Genomic DNA, 15,734 nt, shown 5'->3' with positions numbered 1-15,734 from the left:
GGCGGACACCGGCAACGGCCAGGCGGCGTTGGGCGGTTGGCCGGTTCATATAATGAAAAGCCGGAGCCCATTGTCCTTTGGTTTGCTGCGCCACAGCATTCATCAACCGCGAAATACGGATACCCGAAACTTCCATGGGCCAGTTTTCATATCTGTTCGATATGACGACCGAGCGCCTCATTGCAGCGTGGGGAATCAGTCAGGGAAAGAGTACGGTGCCGCGCAAGGAAATCGCGACGCGGATGCGCGGACATCCGCTCGCCAACGGCGGGCCCTATGACCGGGGGCACGCCATTCCGCACACGCTCGGCGGTTCGACCGATATCAACCTCGTGCCGCAGCTGGGCAAGATCAATTCGGGGCCGTTCCAGGCGTTGGAGCGACTGGCGTTCAGCCATGCGGGAGCGCTTTACTTCATCTATTGGCTGTACGGGCGGGGCAATAGTCAGGTGCCCGTTGGTGTGGAGCAGGGGCTTCTGATGCCGGGGGCGACTGCGTGCACGTTCAAGCTGGCGACGTTTGCGAATTGAGGCAAGCGCGGCGGTCCGCAATAAACGACGCTATGCGCGTCTTTTTGAAAGCCGCACGCCGCGATTGGGGAAATACGCCGTGTGTCGGCCTTCGTCGGTTAACCCCTCGACGAATCGGACCGTCTACGATAAACAGTACCGCAGACACCGACGTAACGGACCCCGATGATGCCATCCGCTCGCCGTTTCCTCGTCATGCTGGCGTCAGCCTTCCTGCGCGCACGCGCGGGCGGCGCGCTGGCGCTGTTTGCGTCGGCGGTGCCGCTCGTCCACGCGGACGTCGTCGTCTCTTTCGCCGAGAGTCCCGTGTCGGTGATTCGCGGCGCCTCGCTGTATCGGACGGGCGAGGGCGCCAGGCTGCGCGACGACGACATCATCGAAACCGACGCCGGCAAATCCGCGCAGCTCGAAGACGGTGCGGGGACGCTGATCGCGCTCGGGCCGCAAACGCAAATACTGCTCAAAACGCCGTCGACGTCGCAAAACGCCGCGGCGGGACCGCTGCGAATCACGATGCTGAGCGGCTGGCTCAAGGTTGGCTGCAAGGTGAACGCAGGCGCGCAACCGCCGCTGTCGATCGAGCTTCACGGCCTCGACATCAAACCTTCAGGCAATGGTCCGTGGTCGGTCGTCGCGATGACCACCGGCGAGCGCGCCGCAATCTTCGCGGAGTCCGGGGATGACGCGATCGTCGGCGTTCGCGCCCCAGCTCAGGCGCCCAGGCAGATCCTGCACGCGGGCCAGTACCTCGAGCGATATGCCGACGGGCCCCTGCGCGCGCAAGCCCGGCCATCCGCGGAGTTCATCGGCACGATGCCGCCAGGCTTTCGGGACGCGCTGGTCGGGGTGGCGGGACGGCTCGCGAGCAGGCACGAACTTGCCGCGCCACTGCGCGCCGTCGACTACGCCGACGTCTCCGACTGGCTCACGAGCAGCGTCAGCGAGCGCGGCACCTTCGTCAAACGCTTCGTGCCGCGCCTGAAAACAGCGGCCTTTCGCGCGCAGGTCGACGCCCATCTGGACGTTTTGCCGGAATGGCGGCCGATTTTGCATCCGCCGCCGCCACGCCCGGCGAGCGAGCCACACAAAAGGCCCGCGCAAGCGCCGCCGGCGGTGCGTCCCGAATCCTTCCCCAGCTGGCTATACCGGAACTAACCTGCGCCGGACGACGCCGACGCGCATTGACGTACCATGCACCACCAGGCGTTGACGCCCTTGCACACCATTCGCGTGGAGCAGCCATGAACCTGTCGTTGACTCTGAAATTCAATCTCGCCTTCCTCGTCGTGTTCGCCGCGGGATTCGCCGCGACGGGTTTCGTGGCCGACCGCGTGTTGCAGGAAAACGCGGTGCAGACAACCGTGCGCGACGCGAGCCTGATGATCGAAGCCGCTACCGCGGCGCAGAACTACACGTCCGATCAGGTGACGCCGCTGCTTTCCACGCAGATCAAGTACGCTTTCGTCCCGCAGTCGATTCCCGCATATTCCGCCGTCGAGAGCCTGCTCGCGATACAGAAGAAGTTTCCGGGCTTCTCGTACAAGAGCGCGATGCTCGATCCGACCAACCCGCGCGACCGCGCCACGGATTGGGAGACCGATGTGATCCGGCGCCTGCATGACCACCCCGAATTGCCCGAACTGATTGGCGAACGCGCGACGCCGTCGGGCCCCAGCCTGTACATCGCGCGGCCCACCCGCATCGACTCGGCCGCGTGCCTCGAATGCCACAGCACGCCCAGCGCGGCGCCGCGCACGATGATCGACAAATACGGGCCGGCGAACGGCTTCAACTGGCCCCTGCATGAAACGATCGGCGCGCAGGTCGTGTCCGTGCCGATGTCGCTGCCGCTGGGACAGGCGCACAGCGTCTGGCGCACGTTCATGCTGTCGTTCGCCGCGGTGTTCGGATGCGTGCTGATCGCGCTGAACCTGATGGTGCATTTCCTCGTGACGAAGCGGCTCAAGGCTTTGTCGCGCGCGGCCGACGAAGTCAGCCTCGGCAAGCTCGACACCGCATCGTTTTCGACGCGCGGCGGCGATGAAATCGCCTCGCTCGCGGTCTCGTTCAACCGCATGAAAACGAGTCTCGTCGAAGCGCTGCGGATGCTGGGGGCGTAAGCTGGCGTGATCGGCCAGGCGCCCCTCGACCGGAACCCGAATGAGCCACGAAGCAACGCCTACGCGCATTGGCAAGTACCGCATCGACCGCGTGCTGGGGACGGGCGCCATGGGCGTCGTCTATCTCGCGTTCGACCCGCACCTGGAAAGACCGGTGGCGCTGAAAACCGTGCGTCGCGAACTGCTCGCCGGCGAGGACACGAGTGGCGACATGCTGCTGCGTTTTCGCAACGAGGCACGCGCGGCCGGTCGGCTCGCGCATCCGAACATCGTCATGGTCCACGATTTCGGCGAAGACGGCGATACGGCTTATATCGTGATGGAGTACGTCGCCGGGCATGGTCTCGATACATTGCTGGTGCCGGGCCACGCGTTGCCGCTGTCGGACGCTTTCCACTGGCTCGCGCAACTGCTCGCTGCGCTCGCGTATGCGCATGAGGCCGGCGTCGTGCACCGCGATATCAAGCCCGCGAATCTGCTCGTCACGGCGGCAGGGCTTCTGAAGGTCGCCGATTTTGGCGTCGCGCGCATCGGCTCATCCGCAACCTCGTCCGGGTGGATGATCGGCACGCCGAGCTACATGTCGCCCGAGCAGTTCGAGGGCGAATCGGTCGATGCCCGCGCGGACCTGTTCTCGGCCGGCGTCGTGCTGTACCGCATGCTGACCGGCCGCCAGCCGTTCGTCGGCTCGCCGGCCACGATCAGGCAGAAGATCATCAAAGATGCGCCGGCCCGGCCATCGGAAATCGTCTCCGCGTTGCCGCCGGCGCTCGACGCGATGGTCGCGAAAGCACTCGCGAGGCGGCCGGACGACCGCTTCGGTTCGGCCGCGGAATGGCTCGCGAGCTTGAGGTCGTTGGCCGTCGCACCGGCGGCGGCCGACGATGACCGGACTATCGTGACGCCGTCCGCGTATTGGTCAGCGTCCGCTTCCTTGCCAGCGCATGCGACGGGCGTCGACCCCGCACCTGTGCCCGTGCCTTCGGCGCCGCCGAGTTGGCCGCCCGAGATGCTCGCGCGCATCGAACGCCAACTCGCGACCCAGATGGGCCCGCTCGCGAGCCTTCTGGTGCGACGGGCGGCCACCCAGACGAACGACCTGCCGACGCTCGGCGCGCAGCTGGCGGCGGCGTTGCCGGGCACGGCGCGGCCCGAATTCGAGCAGGCCTTCGCGCGGCTGACGGCTGGCTTGCCCGATATGTCGATGATGACCTCGTCATCGCCGGGCTCACGCGTCGCGACGGCTGCCGCAAAGGTATCGGCTGTATCGTCCGCGAGCGCCGCGGGCACGTCACCAGACAGTGCGATCGATCAGGCCAGCATCGATGCCGTCGCCGTTAAACTGGCCGTCTATCTGGGCCCGATCGCGAAGATGATCGCCAGTCGCGAGGCGCGGCATGCCGCGAATTTCGACGAGTTCGTCCAGCGGGTCGAGGACTGCATCACCGACCCCGCGCAACGCGGTCGATTCCGGCACGATGTCGATTCATCCAGTTAGCGCCGCGACCGGCAAGCCTCTCCCTGACCGGCTTCACTGCACGCAGGTAAACGAGCTCGCGCTGTTCACGTCGCCCGCGCCGTTATAGCTGGGCCACGCCGGATACTGGCATAGCGGCCGCGTGCGTCCCGGCACACCCGCCGTGTCGGTGACCACCTGATGCGCCGGCGGTGTGCCGTGCTCGACCCAGTTCTCCAGCGTCGTCAGCGAGTCCCACGACGCATTGAACTCGGTGCCGACCGCGTGCTGCAGCCCCGGAATCTCATAGAAGCGCGCGAACGAGCCGACCGCGCCAAAGCCCATCGTCACCAGCATGCGCTGATAGTAGATCTCGGTTGCCCGCGTGCTGACGGTCTGATCGACGGTGCCGTGCGCCATCAGCAACTTGCCGCCGTGCTGCATGAAGGGCGTCAGGTTCGCATCGGTCGCGTCAAGCCCCGACAGCATGCTGACGCGGCCGGACCATCGACCGGCAATCGCGGGGTTGTACTGCAGCGAGTCTGCGTCCGGGTCGTCCATCACCGTGTAGCGGACGAAGTCGTCGGCGATCTGGCCGTCGAACATCGCGGTGCTTTGCAGCGGATACGACGGCTGCGTCGTGCCGAGCGCGAGCGTCGTGACGGTGCCTTCGAGCGGTGAACTGCTGCCCACCCCGAGATCGGCGCCATACACGTTATAGCCGGGATACAGCGTTTCGCCGCTTTCGAGCGGGTACGCAAACACGAGCGGCGTGTTCATCGTGTTCAGCGCCGCGATCTGCCGGTCCGACAGGCACGTGTCGCCGCGCGCGATACCGCCGGCGCAACGCAAGGGCTTGCCGTCGACGCTGGCCGTCGCCGGGTTGAACGTCGCATTGCACGCCTGCACGTTGCTGATGAGACCGTCGACCACGCCGTCGAGTCCGTCGCAAGCCTGCATGACCGCGTTGAGCAGCAGCGCGCGCTGTGCTGTGTCGAGATACGCGCCGGGCGCTGCGAAGCCTTCAGTCACGCGCAATTGCTGAAGGCTCAGCGTCGTAAAGTCGTACGCGGGATAGAACGCGATGATGCCGTCCCAGTCGCGCGGCCAGCGCTGCCCGACGGTCAGCGCCTCGCGCCCGCCAGTTGAGCCGCCCGCGAAATACGCCCTGGACGGATGCGTGCCGTAATGCGCGTCGATGATCACGAGCGAGGCGTCATGCGTTTTCTTCAGCGCTTCTCCCATGAAGTTGTCGTAGGCCTCGGCGTTGACGGAGAACGCGCCGTTCACCGAACCGTTGGTCGCCTCGTGCCCGGAATCGCTCGCGAACACCGCGTAGCCGCGCGACAACGGTCCCGGCAGAGCCGCCGGCGCGCTCGGCACGTTACCTGTGATGGCGGGAATCGAGCCGTCGAAACCCCCGCCGCCGAGCATCAGGATCTTGCCGTTCCACTCGTCCGGCAACGCGACGTTGAACAGGATGTCTGGCGCGGATGGATCGACCGGATGAATCGCGCCGGCCACGAGGCAGTACGACCCGGTAGCCGTCGCACCGCTGCCGCTCGCGGCCATCTGGGTCGTCGAGGTGACGACGGCGCCTGTCGTCGGCAAACCGATCTCACGGGCGCGGATGGTCAATCCATTCAGATTCGGACAGCTGAGTTTCGATCGGGGTGGTGGCTCGTGCCTTTTGCATGCCTCGCCCTGGCATTGTCCTGCTGTCGAACCCGCGTACGCGCCGTGGCTCCACATCGCGCACAGCGCCAGCACACAGCAGGCCCCCACCCACGACGGCACGCGCCCACGCGCGCGCCACGACTCTCTGCTCAAGTTCATCGCCGTGTCTCCTTCCAATGAGGCCTGGAGACGGCACCGGACGTCGCGGCATCAGCCCCCTATGCCATGACGTACCCATGACCTTTGACCTTTGTTGTTTTTGCCAACGGCGCGGCCACCGCGTGCGCAACGCCACGCCGCGTCTTGCGCGCAATACCGCCCGACACCGCATATCCGCACTTGCATTCGATTTGGTAGAAGTCTTTCATCGGCCTGTCGATGTGGTTCCGGTCGGCCAGAATCAACCAATCAATCATAGTCGGCTAACTCACGCAACGCGCGCCGAATCGTCATCGCGGGCGCACCAGAGTGTCGTACTCGCTCGACACTGCGAAGCCACGTAAATCGAATCGGGAATAACCACCGCATCCCCGCGTTCTTGCAGGTAAGACTGACGGCAAATGGGTGATCAAATGAACATCGTCGATATGGCCCGCGCATCGGAACAGGTCGTGACGCACGAGACCAGCGGGACGTTCGCATGACGTTGCGGATACAAGCCGCGTTGCGCCGGATGCAACTCGGCTCCGGCACTCGAGGAGCTGGAAGCGGCCGGATATAACCCGTCGGTCGGCGACGATGGTTCGTATCCCGCCGACATTCAAGCTGCCGAAGCGAAGGTCGCGGCCCTGCATCGAGTGGAAAGAGGCGCGGCGATGAGTGCGGGATAGAGCGGGCAACCGGTGCGCACGCATTGAGGGCAAAGGCGAGAACCGGAACGGAACCTGGTTGGCTGCGTCATCGTATGTAGGTCGAGGCCGGCAATCGCTAATTGCGCCCGGTCGTCGCGGAGCTGTTCGTCAGTGGGAGCAGTAGCTGGTTGCTCCCGCTGCGGACAAAGGCACGAAGCTTTCGCACTGAACCAGATTCTCCGCATTCATCGGCTTCGTCAAAAAGAACCCTTGCACGTAGTCGCAGCCTGCGTCGCGCAGCGCATGCAGCTGTGGATTCGTTTCGACACCTTCGGCCGTCACTTTGATGCCGAGTTCGTGCGACATCTGAATGATGCCCCGAACGATCGACGCGGCCCCCGCGTCGCGTCCCAGCGTTGCCGTAAACGAGCGGTCGATCTTGACGATGTCCGGCGAAAAATCGGCCAGATAACGCAGGCTCGAGTATCCCGTTCCGAAGTCGTCGATGGCGATGCGCACGCCAAGTCGCTTGAGCGCCATCAGCGTTGCCTGCGCGAGCGAGGGGTTTTCCATCAACGCGCTTTCGGTCAGTTCGATCTGGAGGCAGCGCGGCGGCACCCGGTGTTTTCGCAGCGCCTGGTCGACTATGGCGACAAGCGAGTCATCCCTGAGCTGACGCGCGGACACGTTCACCGACATGGACAGCTCTTTTCTTCCGGCGGCCTGCCAGACGGCCAGTTGAGCGAGGGCCGCGTCCACGACCCATGCCCCGACTTCGACGATGAACCCGCTTTCTTCGAGGATCGGAATGAAGCTGCCCGGACCCACCAGGCCTCGTGCTGGATGATTCCATCGAACCAGTGCTTCGACGCCTTTCACCGCCAGAGAGGCTGGCTCATGAATACCCTGGAAATGCAGCACGAATTGGTTCGACGCCAGCGCCGTGGGCAGACTGCACTCGAGTTCGAAATCGCCGAGCACATCGCTGGATGCTTCGTCGGCGAACCGGAAGCCGTTGCGACCGCCTTTTTTCGCCGCATACATCGCGATATCCGCGCTCGTCAGCAGCGCCTCGTGATTGCGGCCGTGCTCGGGAAAGATCGATATGCCGATCGACGCCGTGACGAATGGCGCGGCGTGGTCTTTTCGAACGTTGCTTGAAAACAGGTTCAGCAGAGACTGCGCCAGGCTCGCCAACGTGGCCTTGTCGCTCTCGCCCCTGACGATCACCGCGAACTCGTCTCCGCCGAGGCGCGCTACACAGGCATCCGGCGCAAGCGCTCCCTGAATGACTTTGGCGATGTCCTGCAACAGACGGTCAGCGGCCGTATGGCCCAGCGTATCGTTCAGGACCTTGAATCGGTCGAGATCGACGAACATCAGACTGAAGGCGACGTTCTGCCTGCAAAGCGTCTTCATCTGGCGGATCAGCGCGCCCCGGTTAGCCAAACCTGTCAGGCCATCGGTGTAGGCCAGATGGTCGAGCGCCGCGAGGCGCTCCTGTTCCAGCGTGATGTCCTCGCTGACACCGACGATGCGCACCACGTTCGCGGAGCCGTCGCACACGGGATAGGCCGTGCTTCTGATCCAGCGCAGGCAACCATCCGGACGGCGGATGCGGTATTCGACGCGACCTTCCGCCACTTCGGACGCGACGCGGTTCATCTCGGCGAGCAATGGCTCCAGGTCCTCCGGCACCACGAGATCGAGCCACGCGGAAGGCCTGTTGCCAAGCTCTTGAGGCGTAATGCCGAACACGCTTTCGACACCTGCGCTGACATGATGACAGTGTTCAAAATGCGAGCTATACGAATAGAACACGAGCCGGACATGCAACTCCATCTCATGCATCAATTCATCGCGTTCGCGCAGTGTCTTCAACAGCTCGGATTGCTGGGTGACGTCCTCGGAAGCACAAAGCAGCGCGCTCACCGCACCGTCGTCGCCCGTCACTGGCGTGAGCGTGGAGTTCCACCACCTGGTACGCCCCCTCGTCGTCGCACAGCTTCCAGTGAACGATGTGCTCTTGCCGGAAACGGCGCCCGCCAAAGCCTTCTCGGCCGCCGTGCGGTCCTCGCCGGTCCAGAATGCGAGCCAGTCCGCGCCGGACAGTTGCTCCGGTGACTCCGCTTCCATCAACATCGCGCCATGCTCCGACACCCGCAGCATTTTTCCGTCGGTAGCGAGCACCTTCAGGCAGTCGCGATTCGCGTGCAGAAGCCCGCTCGCCAGTGCGGTGGCGGCGCTTTGCCGCGCGTAATCCAGGCCGAGTTTGCGACGAACGATCGCGAGACCGGCGACGCCCGACACCATCGACAATGCGACACGTAGGGTAATCGCTGCTTCACCGGCCGCTTGATGCACAAGAGCACCGATGCCAACGCCGGCAACGACGGCAATGCAGAGACTCGACAACGGTATGGTCCTGCGTTGACCGTACCGCGACAGGAAATAGGAAAGAAACTGCTGGTTGCGGGCTGACCAGCCATTGGCATGTGCGTCGCTATCGACCCGGGACTCAATCGGTTTGGTTTCTTTAGGGCACGAAGCCGCTTTGAATCTCACGCTGTTCTCCGGCTACCGGGTTGAGCGACGGCTCGAACGCTGCGAGCCGCCTCACTTTTATTATTACGGTAGGAAGTCACAAATCTTTAATGCGGGGAAACGCGCGGGAACCGCGGTTCGCATGAGATCGGGGGCGGATTGCGCGCCCATCAGCCTTGGTGGGGCTTGACCTGCGCGAACTGACGAATGCGCTCCGCAAGAGCGGGTATTCCCGAGTCGCGAGCCACGTAGTGAGCGACCTGCCGGGTGGCCAGATCGATGGTCACCTGATCGTCGGGGGTCTTCGTGTTGGGTCCGTCAACGGCGGGATGGTATTCGATACGCAGTTGCCTCGCGTTGGCGACGAGCCGTAAATAGCCGAAGTTGCGGTCGTCGTAGCTTTCGAGGACCACGGCATCCGTGTCTTTCGACGCGGCCTGGATCAGCTGCGGCGCGCGAAGGGGCGGCTGTCCGTTGGTGGTGAGTCGCTGTACGGCGTGACCGCCGTTCCCGCAAACGATGTAAGGGATGTGGGTGCCATCGGAACGGGTTCGCGTAAAGCGCTGATAGTTGTGCGCGTGTCCCGCGAGGTCGGCATGCGGCCAGATACCGACCTCATTGCAAACGGTATCGATCTGCTGTTGCATGTCGACGCTCCAGCCATGACGGCCACGCGCCACATAGGGCGGATGGTGATGCGCGAAAAGGAGGGCGCCTCGATAGTTCTCTTTCTTCACCCGCAATAACGCCGCTTTCAGGAACTTCAGCTGGCTGTTGCCGATGTGACGGTCCGCGATCACGCCTGGGTCCTCGAGCGTATTGCTGTACAACGCAATGATGCGCACGAACGGCGCCTCGAACGTGAAGAAAACGCCTGGCTGAATTTGCGCCGTCCGTGAAAGGTTGCCCGCATCGGGAGAGACCTGGAAGCAGTCGGAGCAGAAGTTCCTCAGAAACGCCTGCAGGCTCTTCTCATGCTGCAACGGCGAAACCATTCCGTCGTGATTGCCGGCAGCGGCGAGAATCGGCGCATGATAGTTGCGGTACGGCTCATAGAACTGATCGTAGTAGTACTGCGCTTCGCCAAAGCTGTAGACGATGTCGCCCAGCAGGAAGTTGAATTGCGGCACCTCGGCGGGATCGGCTTCGTCGAAGTCGCTGACCATCTTGTCCGAAACTTCATTCTGGGTGGACGGACCTTTCGTACTGCCGCAATCGCCGGTGGCGTGAAAGACGATCTGTCCGCTCGCGCTGATCGTATCGAGGAGCTTCTGGTTGTTGTCCACCACCTCCGCAAACGTCAGCCGGGGCTCGGTGCCGCCGCGCGGTGGCGGAAACGGCAGCGCCTTCAGCTTGTGCTCGCGGTTCAGTTCGTCGATGACCTTGTAGGCTGCGGCATCGGATGCGTGCCTGACCACGAAAGTTTGCGGGTCCGGCGTGGGTTGTGGCTGCGAGAAAACGGGCGCGGCGAGAATCCTGTCGCTGCGGTTGCCGCGTGCGGTTGGCGATTCATCTGAACGCTTTTTCGGCATTTGCAATCCTCCTTGATCGTCGAACGGGAGCGGCCTCGCTGTTGTCGGCAAACCGTCAGCATGTGACGGCGCTGTCGCCGGCCGGATGCACGGTTCAGACGAACCTGAAACGGGGAAGTTCAGATTCGCTTGCCGTTGCGCAACCCGTGCGGCCCGAATTGCGGCGCACCGCTGTTCCGTGCGCAAGCCGGGTTCACGGTGGCACGCGTCTGTTACGACGGTACGAACACGCCTACAGCCGCCAGCGCCATCGCGAGCGTTGCGAGCCATCCTCCCCAGGCCAGCACGCCCTTGACGGCGAACTGTCCCATGACCCGCCGGCTTCGCGCCATCAGCATCATGATGACCATGATCGGCACCGCGGTAACGCCATTGATCACCGCGCTCCAGTACAGCGCGCGGATCGGGTCGAAATGCATGAAGGTGATGGCCACACCGCCCAGGATGGCCAGTGCGATCACCGCATAGAATTCACGCGCGAGTGTCAGATGCAACGCGAGACTGCTGCGCCAGCGAAAGCTGCCCGCGGCGGCGTAGGCGGCCGAGCCGGCGAGGACCGGCAGCGCGAGCAGGCCGGTTCCGATGATGCCGAGCGCAAACAGGACGTAAGCGAAGCGCCCGGCAAACGGCTCGAGCGCGCGCGCGGCATCGGCCGAGGTTTTCACGTCGATGTGATGCAGATGCAGCGTAGCCGCCGCCGTCAACATGATGAAGAATGCGACGAAGTTGGACACCCCCATGCCAACCCACGTATCGAAACGGATCCTTCGCAACTGCGCGGGCGCCTGGTGCGGTACGCGGCGCAACGGCGCCTGTTCCGGTGCCGAGCGCATTTCTTCGACTTCCTGCGACGCCTGCCAGAAGAACAGGTACGGACTGATCGTCGTGCCCAGCACCGCGACGACCATGGTCAGATAGTCCGACGTCAGCGAGATGCGCGGCAACACAATGGCGCGCGCGACTTCACCCCAGGGGATCGGAACGATGAATGCGACCGCGACGTACGAAAGAAGCGAGAGGGCGGTCCACTTCAGAACGCGCGCATAACTGTCGTAGGGGACAAAAATCTGCAGAACGACGCAGAGCGTCCCGAGGCCGACGACATAAAGGTGCTGCGGACCTGGCAGCAGCAATTCGGCCGCGGCGCCCATCGCCGACAGATCGGCGGCGATGTTGATCACGTTCGCCACGACGAGCAGGGCGACCGCGCCGTACAGCAGCCATGCCGGATAATGCGCGCGTATGTTGGACGCGAGGCCCTTGCCGGTTACCCGGCCAATCTGCGCGCTCACCAGCTGTATTGCGGTCATCAATGGATACGTGATCAGGATCACCCACAGAAGGTTGAATCCGAACTGCGCGCCGGCCTGCGAATAGGTGCCGATTCCTGACGGATCGTCGTCCGCGGCGCCCGTGATCAGGCCAGGGCCCAGGCGTCTGATCCAGGATCGCTCCACGGAATCGCGTACGGCGGATTCCGGCTCTATCAATTCTTCGTCGTTCATATATGTGTCACCTCGCGGCAACGTTTAGCAAGTCGCGGGCCCGGGCGTTCGTGCCAGCGTCGCGCGGCTTCGGGAGGCGGGCATAGGAATCGGCTGCACATCATGGACGCGCTCGACGAGCGCACCGGCGAAGATGCGCAAGGCGCCTCCGCTGACAGTGCGCGGAAATGCGGGTTTCTAAACGGAGTAACGAACTTTGGGCCGTGCCGGCGGACACCGTCACGCATGGTGCGCAAGAGGCTTCGTCCGCAACTGGATCTCGTCGATCGCGTCAGGCAAGTCTTCGAGCACGATTGGCTTGGCGCGACTCAGTCCATGCGCGGCTCAGTCCAGTCGCGGCTTGAACGCATACTGCCCAATCTCGCCGCCGCGCGCGACCACCGCCGTGCTCTCGGGAATTTCCTCCCAAAAGCCCGCCAAGTCCGCAAGCGGCTCGGACAACACGAGGAACGCATTCTCGCCGGCCGTCTTGATGCGCTCGTCGTCGGGATACAACTCGCGCAGATGACGGAACGACGTGCTGTGAAACAGCGAGCGCGACTGTCCTTCGCTCGAGTAGCGGACCGCGATGATCTGCTCGCCGTCGGTCGCGCACACGGTCATGTTCAGCGGTTCATCCACGCCATGCCGGCGGCCGGTGGCTTCGACGAATCCGACCATCCGTTCGAGCGCGGTGACGGGCGCGAGCTCCAGCCCGAAGGTCAGCGCGAGAAAAAACAGCACCTCGGAATCGGTCGAGCCTTCGATGGACGGGAACAGATCGGGGTCGATCTTCACCATCAGGTCGCGGCGCACCGCCGGATAGTTGCGCACCAGGCCGTTGTGCGCGAACAGCCAGCGGCCGTGGCGGAACGGATGACAGTTGGTTTCCTGCGACGGCGTGTCGGTCGCCGCGCGCACGTGCGCGACGAACAGCGGCGAGTGGATTGCCCGCGCGGCCTCGCGTAGATTGCGGTCGCTCCACGCGGGCTGGATGCAGCGGTAGCGAAACGGAATGTCAGTGGGATGTCCATACCAGCCGATCCCGAATCCGTCGCCATTGGTGGTGGTGGCGCCGAGCCGGGAATGCATGCTCTGATCGATCAGCGAATGCCGGGCGTTGAACAGCACGGTTTCGAGCTGAAGCGGATTGCCGGTATAAGCGAGCCAGCGGCACATGATTGCTCTCCTGTCGGTTGCGCATGACAACCCTACACCACCCGCGGGCGGCGATTGTAGGACCAAAGTCCGATTGAGGCAGACACCGTACCTGTCACTATGCCAGATGGCGTTTAGGTGCTTGCGTGCCGGGCATCGCTTTGAGCTTGCACCGGCCTGATCTGATAGAGGCAGGACGCGCATGAGCCACTTTCTGGACAGGTTACGTTACTTCACGGCCCCCCGTCTTCAGTCCTCGGATGGTCATGGTGCTGTCACAGATGAAGACCGGCAATGGGAGGATGCTGACCGCCAGCGCTGGCGGCACGACAAGATAGTTCGCTCCATGGGCGTCGTCACCGGGATCGTCTGGGTTTCGCTGATCCTGATCTACCTGTCGGAAGTGCGGCGCACACCGGTCGTGGGTTCCGTCGCTTAGCCGTGTTCGTGTTTGCTCCGCGCGAATGGTCGACTGCGCCGTTGCCGCTCGACGGACCGCCCGGAAACAGACGAGGCGGCAAATCTGCAGCACTGAGATTCGCGCAGGCTGCAGGCTCTGCCAGCCAGCCTGCTTTTTTGCTGATGGAGGTGCCGATGAAACGCCGTGAACTGTTGGTTGCGCTGGCCGCAGGCGCGCTCGCCGAGGGTTCTACCGGTCTGGCGCAGGCAAGCCAGGCGAAATTCACCGGTCAGATCGATCTGCCCAAGCCCAACCTCAAAGGCACGCTGTCCCTCGAAGAAGCCATCGAGAAGCGCAGGTCCGTGCGCAGATTCGCGCCAAAGCCGCTGCCGGTCGAGGCCATTGGCCAACTGCTGTGGGCCGGGCAGGGCATCACCAGCTCGGACGGCAAGCGCGCGGCTCCGGCGGCCGGCGCTTTGTACGCGCTCGAACTTTACGTGGTGACCGCCACGGAGGTGATGCACTATCTGCCTGATGGCCACCGGGCCGAGACGCGGGCGACCCACGACCTGCGCCCCGAGCTGAGAGCACTGGCGGTCAACCAGGCGTCCGTCGAGGCGGCCCCGGCCTTGCTCGTGGTGGCCGCCGATCCCAGTCGGCTGACCGCGAGGTATGGCGGGAGAGCGAATCTGTATGCCGATCTCGAGGTCGGGCACGCGACCCAGAACATGCTGCTCCAGGTCGCCTCGCTTGGGCTCGTCGCGGTGCCCGTGGGCGCCGTCGACGGAGCTCCGGCGGCGCGCAAGCTCGGCCTGCCGCACGCCCAGACCGTCGTCTATTTGGTCCCGGTAGGTTTTCCGGTCTAAGTCATTGCGTGAGAATGAAATGAACGCGCCCCACCCGCGAACGAAAGGTGCTCGATACTTTCAAACAGGACCTGGACCTCACGTTCGATAAGCTGACGGCAATAGAAGACACCTACAAGGCACCGCCCGCTCCCTGACACGCGGGTTCGAGGACTGGGGTCCTTCCCGGCGCGAGGGCATGCGCGGACATCGATGCACCGGCCAGCAGTGCGGCAAACACGAACTTCGAAGGAGCGGGTATCGTGTGTGCCATGTCAACTCCGCGTGGTGCCTATGAAGCCGATTCTCGTGCGCTCGACCCTGGTGGAATATTCGAAGCGTCGTGCTGTCCGTTTCGCGATGACGGTGATCGCGACGATCATGGCCGGATGCGTTTCCTCCTCACAGCTGAGCGGTCATGTCACGCCTTCGCAAGCTTCCGAGGCGAAGGCGCTCGACCTGGCGGTCGCCAATCCGCAACGCAGTCAGACCGCCCGGGCGCGCGACGTCTATCGTCACCCGGCGCAGACGTTGCGCTTCTTCGATCTGAGTCCGACGCAAACCGTGCTGGAGATCGCGCCGGGCGGCGGGTGGTACACGGACATTCTGGCGCCCTATCTGCACGACGCCGGTCACCTGTACGAAGCGCAATATCTGAGCACGTCCGCGGACCTGGCCTCGGAAGACCGGTCAATCGATGCAGAGTATTTGCGCAAGCTCGCGGGTGCCCCCGCAATCTACGGGAACGTCGTGGTCGGCACATTGCACGCGGGCCAGTTTTTCGGCTTCGATGCACACGAGCGGTTCGATCGCGTGCTTACTTTTCGCAACATTCACAACTGGATCAAGGATGGGCAGCTCGATGCCAATCTGCATGCGTTCCATGACGCGCTGAAGCACGGGGGCGAACTTGGTGTGGAAGAACATCGCGCCCGGCCCGGCTCGACGGTACAGCAGATGATCGAAACCGGATATGTGACTGAAGCTTTCGTGATTGACCGGGCACAGGCGGCCGGCTTCGTGCTCGCGCAACGCAGCGAAATCAACGCGAACGCGCGAGATACGAAAGATTATCCGCATGGCGTATGGTCGCTGCCGCCGGGCTACGCGGGCGGTGACGTCGACCGCTCGCGCTACGCCGCAATCGGTGAATCGGATCGCATGACGCTGAGATTCGTCAAGCCTTAGCGTGTTCTA

At 63.7% G+C, this 15,734-nt stretch carries 12 protein-coding genes and 2 pseudogenes; 8 read left to right on the top strand and 6 right to left on the bottom strand.

Annotation, left to right across the window (positions count from 1 at the left end):
• The first annotated feature begins 134 nt into the window (after positions 1 to 134).
• The 4 genes from OKW30_RS33835 (at position 135) to OKW30_RS33820 (ending at position 4,148) form a co-directional block, all read left to right on the top strand.
• Complete coding sequence (locus OKW30_RS33835; protein ID WP_429348770.1) at positions 135 to 530, top strand: hypothetical protein; 396 nt, start codon at positions 135 to 137, stop codon at positions 528 to 530.
• Between the two features lie 168 nt (positions 531 to 698).
• Positions 699 to 1,685 (top strand): hypothetical protein, encoded by a 987-nt coding sequence (locus tag OKW30_RS33830; protein WP_429348769.1) that lies wholly within the window; start codon positions 699 to 701, stop codon positions 1,683 to 1,685.
• Positions 1,686 to 1,771: 86 nt separating this feature from the next.
• Positions 1,772 to 2,650: a c-type heme family protein gene (locus tag OKW30_RS33825; RefSeq protein ID WP_184031725.1), complete on the top strand. Its 879-nt coding sequence runs from the start codon at positions 1,772 to 1,774 to the stop codon at positions 2,648 to 2,650.
• Between the two features lie 40 nt (positions 2,651 to 2,690).
• A complete protein-coding gene (locus OKW30_RS33820; protein ID WP_429348768.1) occupies positions 2,691 to 4,148 on the top strand; it encodes a serine/threonine-protein kinase in 1,458 nt (485 codons plus the stop codon).
• A 33-nt stretch (positions 4,149 to 4,181) separates the two neighbouring features.
• Here OKW30_RS33820 and OKW30_RS33815 read toward each other — a convergent pair whose 3' ends face one another.
• Together OKW30_RS33815 and OKW30_RS33810 are read right to left on the bottom strand one after the other, a co-directional pair.
• Complete coding sequence (locus OKW30_RS33815; RefSeq protein WP_429348767.1) at positions 4,182 to 5,942, bottom strand: tannase/feruloyl esterase family alpha/beta hydrolase; 1,761 nt, start codon at positions 5,940 to 5,942, stop codon at positions 4,182 to 4,184.
• A gap of 59 nt (positions 5,943 to 6,001) precedes the next feature.
• On the bottom strand, positions 6,002 to 6,151 hold the full coding sequence (locus OKW30_RS33810; protein ID WP_184062814.1) for a hypothetical protein: 150 nt from the start codon (positions 6,149 to 6,151) through the stop codon (positions 6,002 to 6,004).
• 324 nt (positions 6,152 to 6,475) lie between these two features.
• Here OKW30_RS33810 and OKW30_RS33805 point away from each other — a divergent pair.
• Positions 6,476 to 6,613: pseudogene (locus OKW30_RS33805) on the top strand (DUF4148 domain-containing protein); the annotation flags it as partial.
• A gap of 129 nt (positions 6,614 to 6,742) precedes the next feature.
• Here OKW30_RS33805 and OKW30_RS33800 read toward each other — a convergent pair.
• From OKW30_RS33800 to OKW30_RS33785, 4 genes are all read right to left on the bottom strand, one after another.
• Positions 6,743 to 8,989, bottom strand: a complete 2,247-nt coding sequence (locus tag OKW30_RS33800) for a sensor domain-containing protein (protein WP_429348766.1) — start codon at positions 8,987 to 8,989, stop codon at positions 6,743 to 6,745.
• A 299-nt stretch (positions 8,990 to 9,288) separates the two neighbouring features.
• On the bottom strand, positions 9,289 to 10,650 hold the full coding sequence (locus OKW30_RS33795; protein ID WP_184062810.1) for a metallophosphoesterase family protein: 1,362 nt from the start codon (positions 10,648 to 10,650) through the stop codon (positions 9,289 to 9,291).
• A 212-nt stretch (positions 10,651 to 10,862) separates the two neighbouring features.
• Complete coding sequence (locus tag OKW30_RS33790) at positions 10,863 to 12,155, bottom strand: NRAMP family divalent metal transporter (RefSeq protein ID WP_429348765.1); 1,293 nt, start codon at positions 12,153 to 12,155, stop codon at positions 10,863 to 10,865.
• A 324-nt stretch (positions 12,156 to 12,479) separates the two neighbouring features.
• Positions 12,480 to 13,313, bottom strand: coding sequence for a class II glutamine amidotransferase (locus OKW30_RS33785; protein WP_090806646.1), 834 nt, complete (start codon positions 13,311 to 13,313; stop codon positions 12,480 to 12,482).
• A 181-nt stretch (positions 13,314 to 13,494) separates the two neighbouring features.
• On the opposite strand from OKW30_RS33785, the pseudogene OKW30_RS33780 reads away from it, so the two are divergent.
• The 3 genes and pseudogenes from OKW30_RS33780 to OKW30_RS33770 all read left to right on the top strand — a co-directional run.
• Positions 13,495 to 13,638: pseudogene (locus tag OKW30_RS33780) on the top strand (nitrate reductase); the annotation flags it as partial.
• Between the two features lie 248 nt (positions 13,639 to 13,886).
• Entirely contained in the window at positions 13,887 to 14,558 is a 672-nt protein-coding gene (locus OKW30_RS33775; protein ID WP_429348764.1) for a SagB/ThcOx family dehydrogenase, read from the top strand.
• Between the two features lie 273 nt (positions 14,559 to 14,831).
• Entirely contained in the window at positions 14,832 to 15,725 is an 894-nt protein-coding gene (locus OKW30_RS33770) for a class I SAM-dependent methyltransferase (protein ID WP_429348763.1), read from the top strand.
• Positions 15,726 to 15,734: the final 9 nt, after the last annotated feature.

The sequence above is a fragment of the Paraburkholderia sp. Clong3 genome, assembly GCF_050436485.1.
Taxonomy (GTDB): domain Bacteria; phylum Pseudomonadota; class Gammaproteobacteria; order Burkholderiales; family Burkholderiaceae; genus Paraburkholderia; species Paraburkholderia tuberum.
Note: the sequence above shows the minus strand (reverse complement) of the source record. Positions and strands in the feature narration are given on the sequence as shown.

Coding starts and splice junctions, on each gene's coding strand:
- OKW30_RS33835 (WP_429348770.1), top strand. CDS start 135: ATGGGCCAGTTTTCATATCTGTTCGATATGACGACCGAGCGCCTCATT.
- OKW30_RS33830 (WP_429348769.1), top strand. CDS start 699: ATGCCATCCGCTCGCCGTTTCCTCGTCATGCTGGCGTCAGCCTTCCTG.
- OKW30_RS33825 (WP_184031725.1), top strand. CDS start 1,772: ATGAACCTGTCGTTGACTCTGAAATTCAATCTCGCCTTCCTCGTCGTG.
- OKW30_RS33820 (WP_429348768.1), top strand. CDS start 2,691: ATGAGCCACGAAGCAACGCCTACGCGCATTGGCAAGTACCGCATCGAC.
- OKW30_RS33815 (WP_429348767.1), bottom strand. CDS start 5,942: ATGAACTTGAGCAGAGAGTCGTGGCGCGCGCGTGGGCGCGTGCCGTCG.
- OKW30_RS33810 (WP_184062814.1), bottom strand. CDS start 6,151: ATGAAAGACTTCTACCAAATCGAATGCAAGTGCGGATATGCGGTGTCG.
- OKW30_RS33795 (WP_184062810.1), bottom strand. CDS start 10,650: ATGCCGAAAAAGCGTTCAGATGAATCGCCAACCGCACGCGGCAACCGC.
- OKW30_RS33790 (WP_429348765.1), bottom strand. CDS start 12,155: ATGAACGACGAAGAATTGATAGAGCCGGAATCCGCCGTACGCGATTCC.
- OKW30_RS33785 (WP_090806646.1), bottom strand. CDS start 13,313: ATGTGCCGCTGGCTCGCTTATACCGGCAATCCGCTTCAGCTCGAAACC.
- OKW30_RS33775 (WP_429348764.1), top strand. CDS start 13,887: ATGAAACGCCGTGAACTGTTGGTTGCGCTGGCCGCAGGCGCGCTCGCC.
- OKW30_RS33770 (WP_429348763.1), top strand. CDS start 14,832: ATGAAGCCGATTCTCGTGCGCTCGACCCTGGTGGAATATTCGAAGCGT.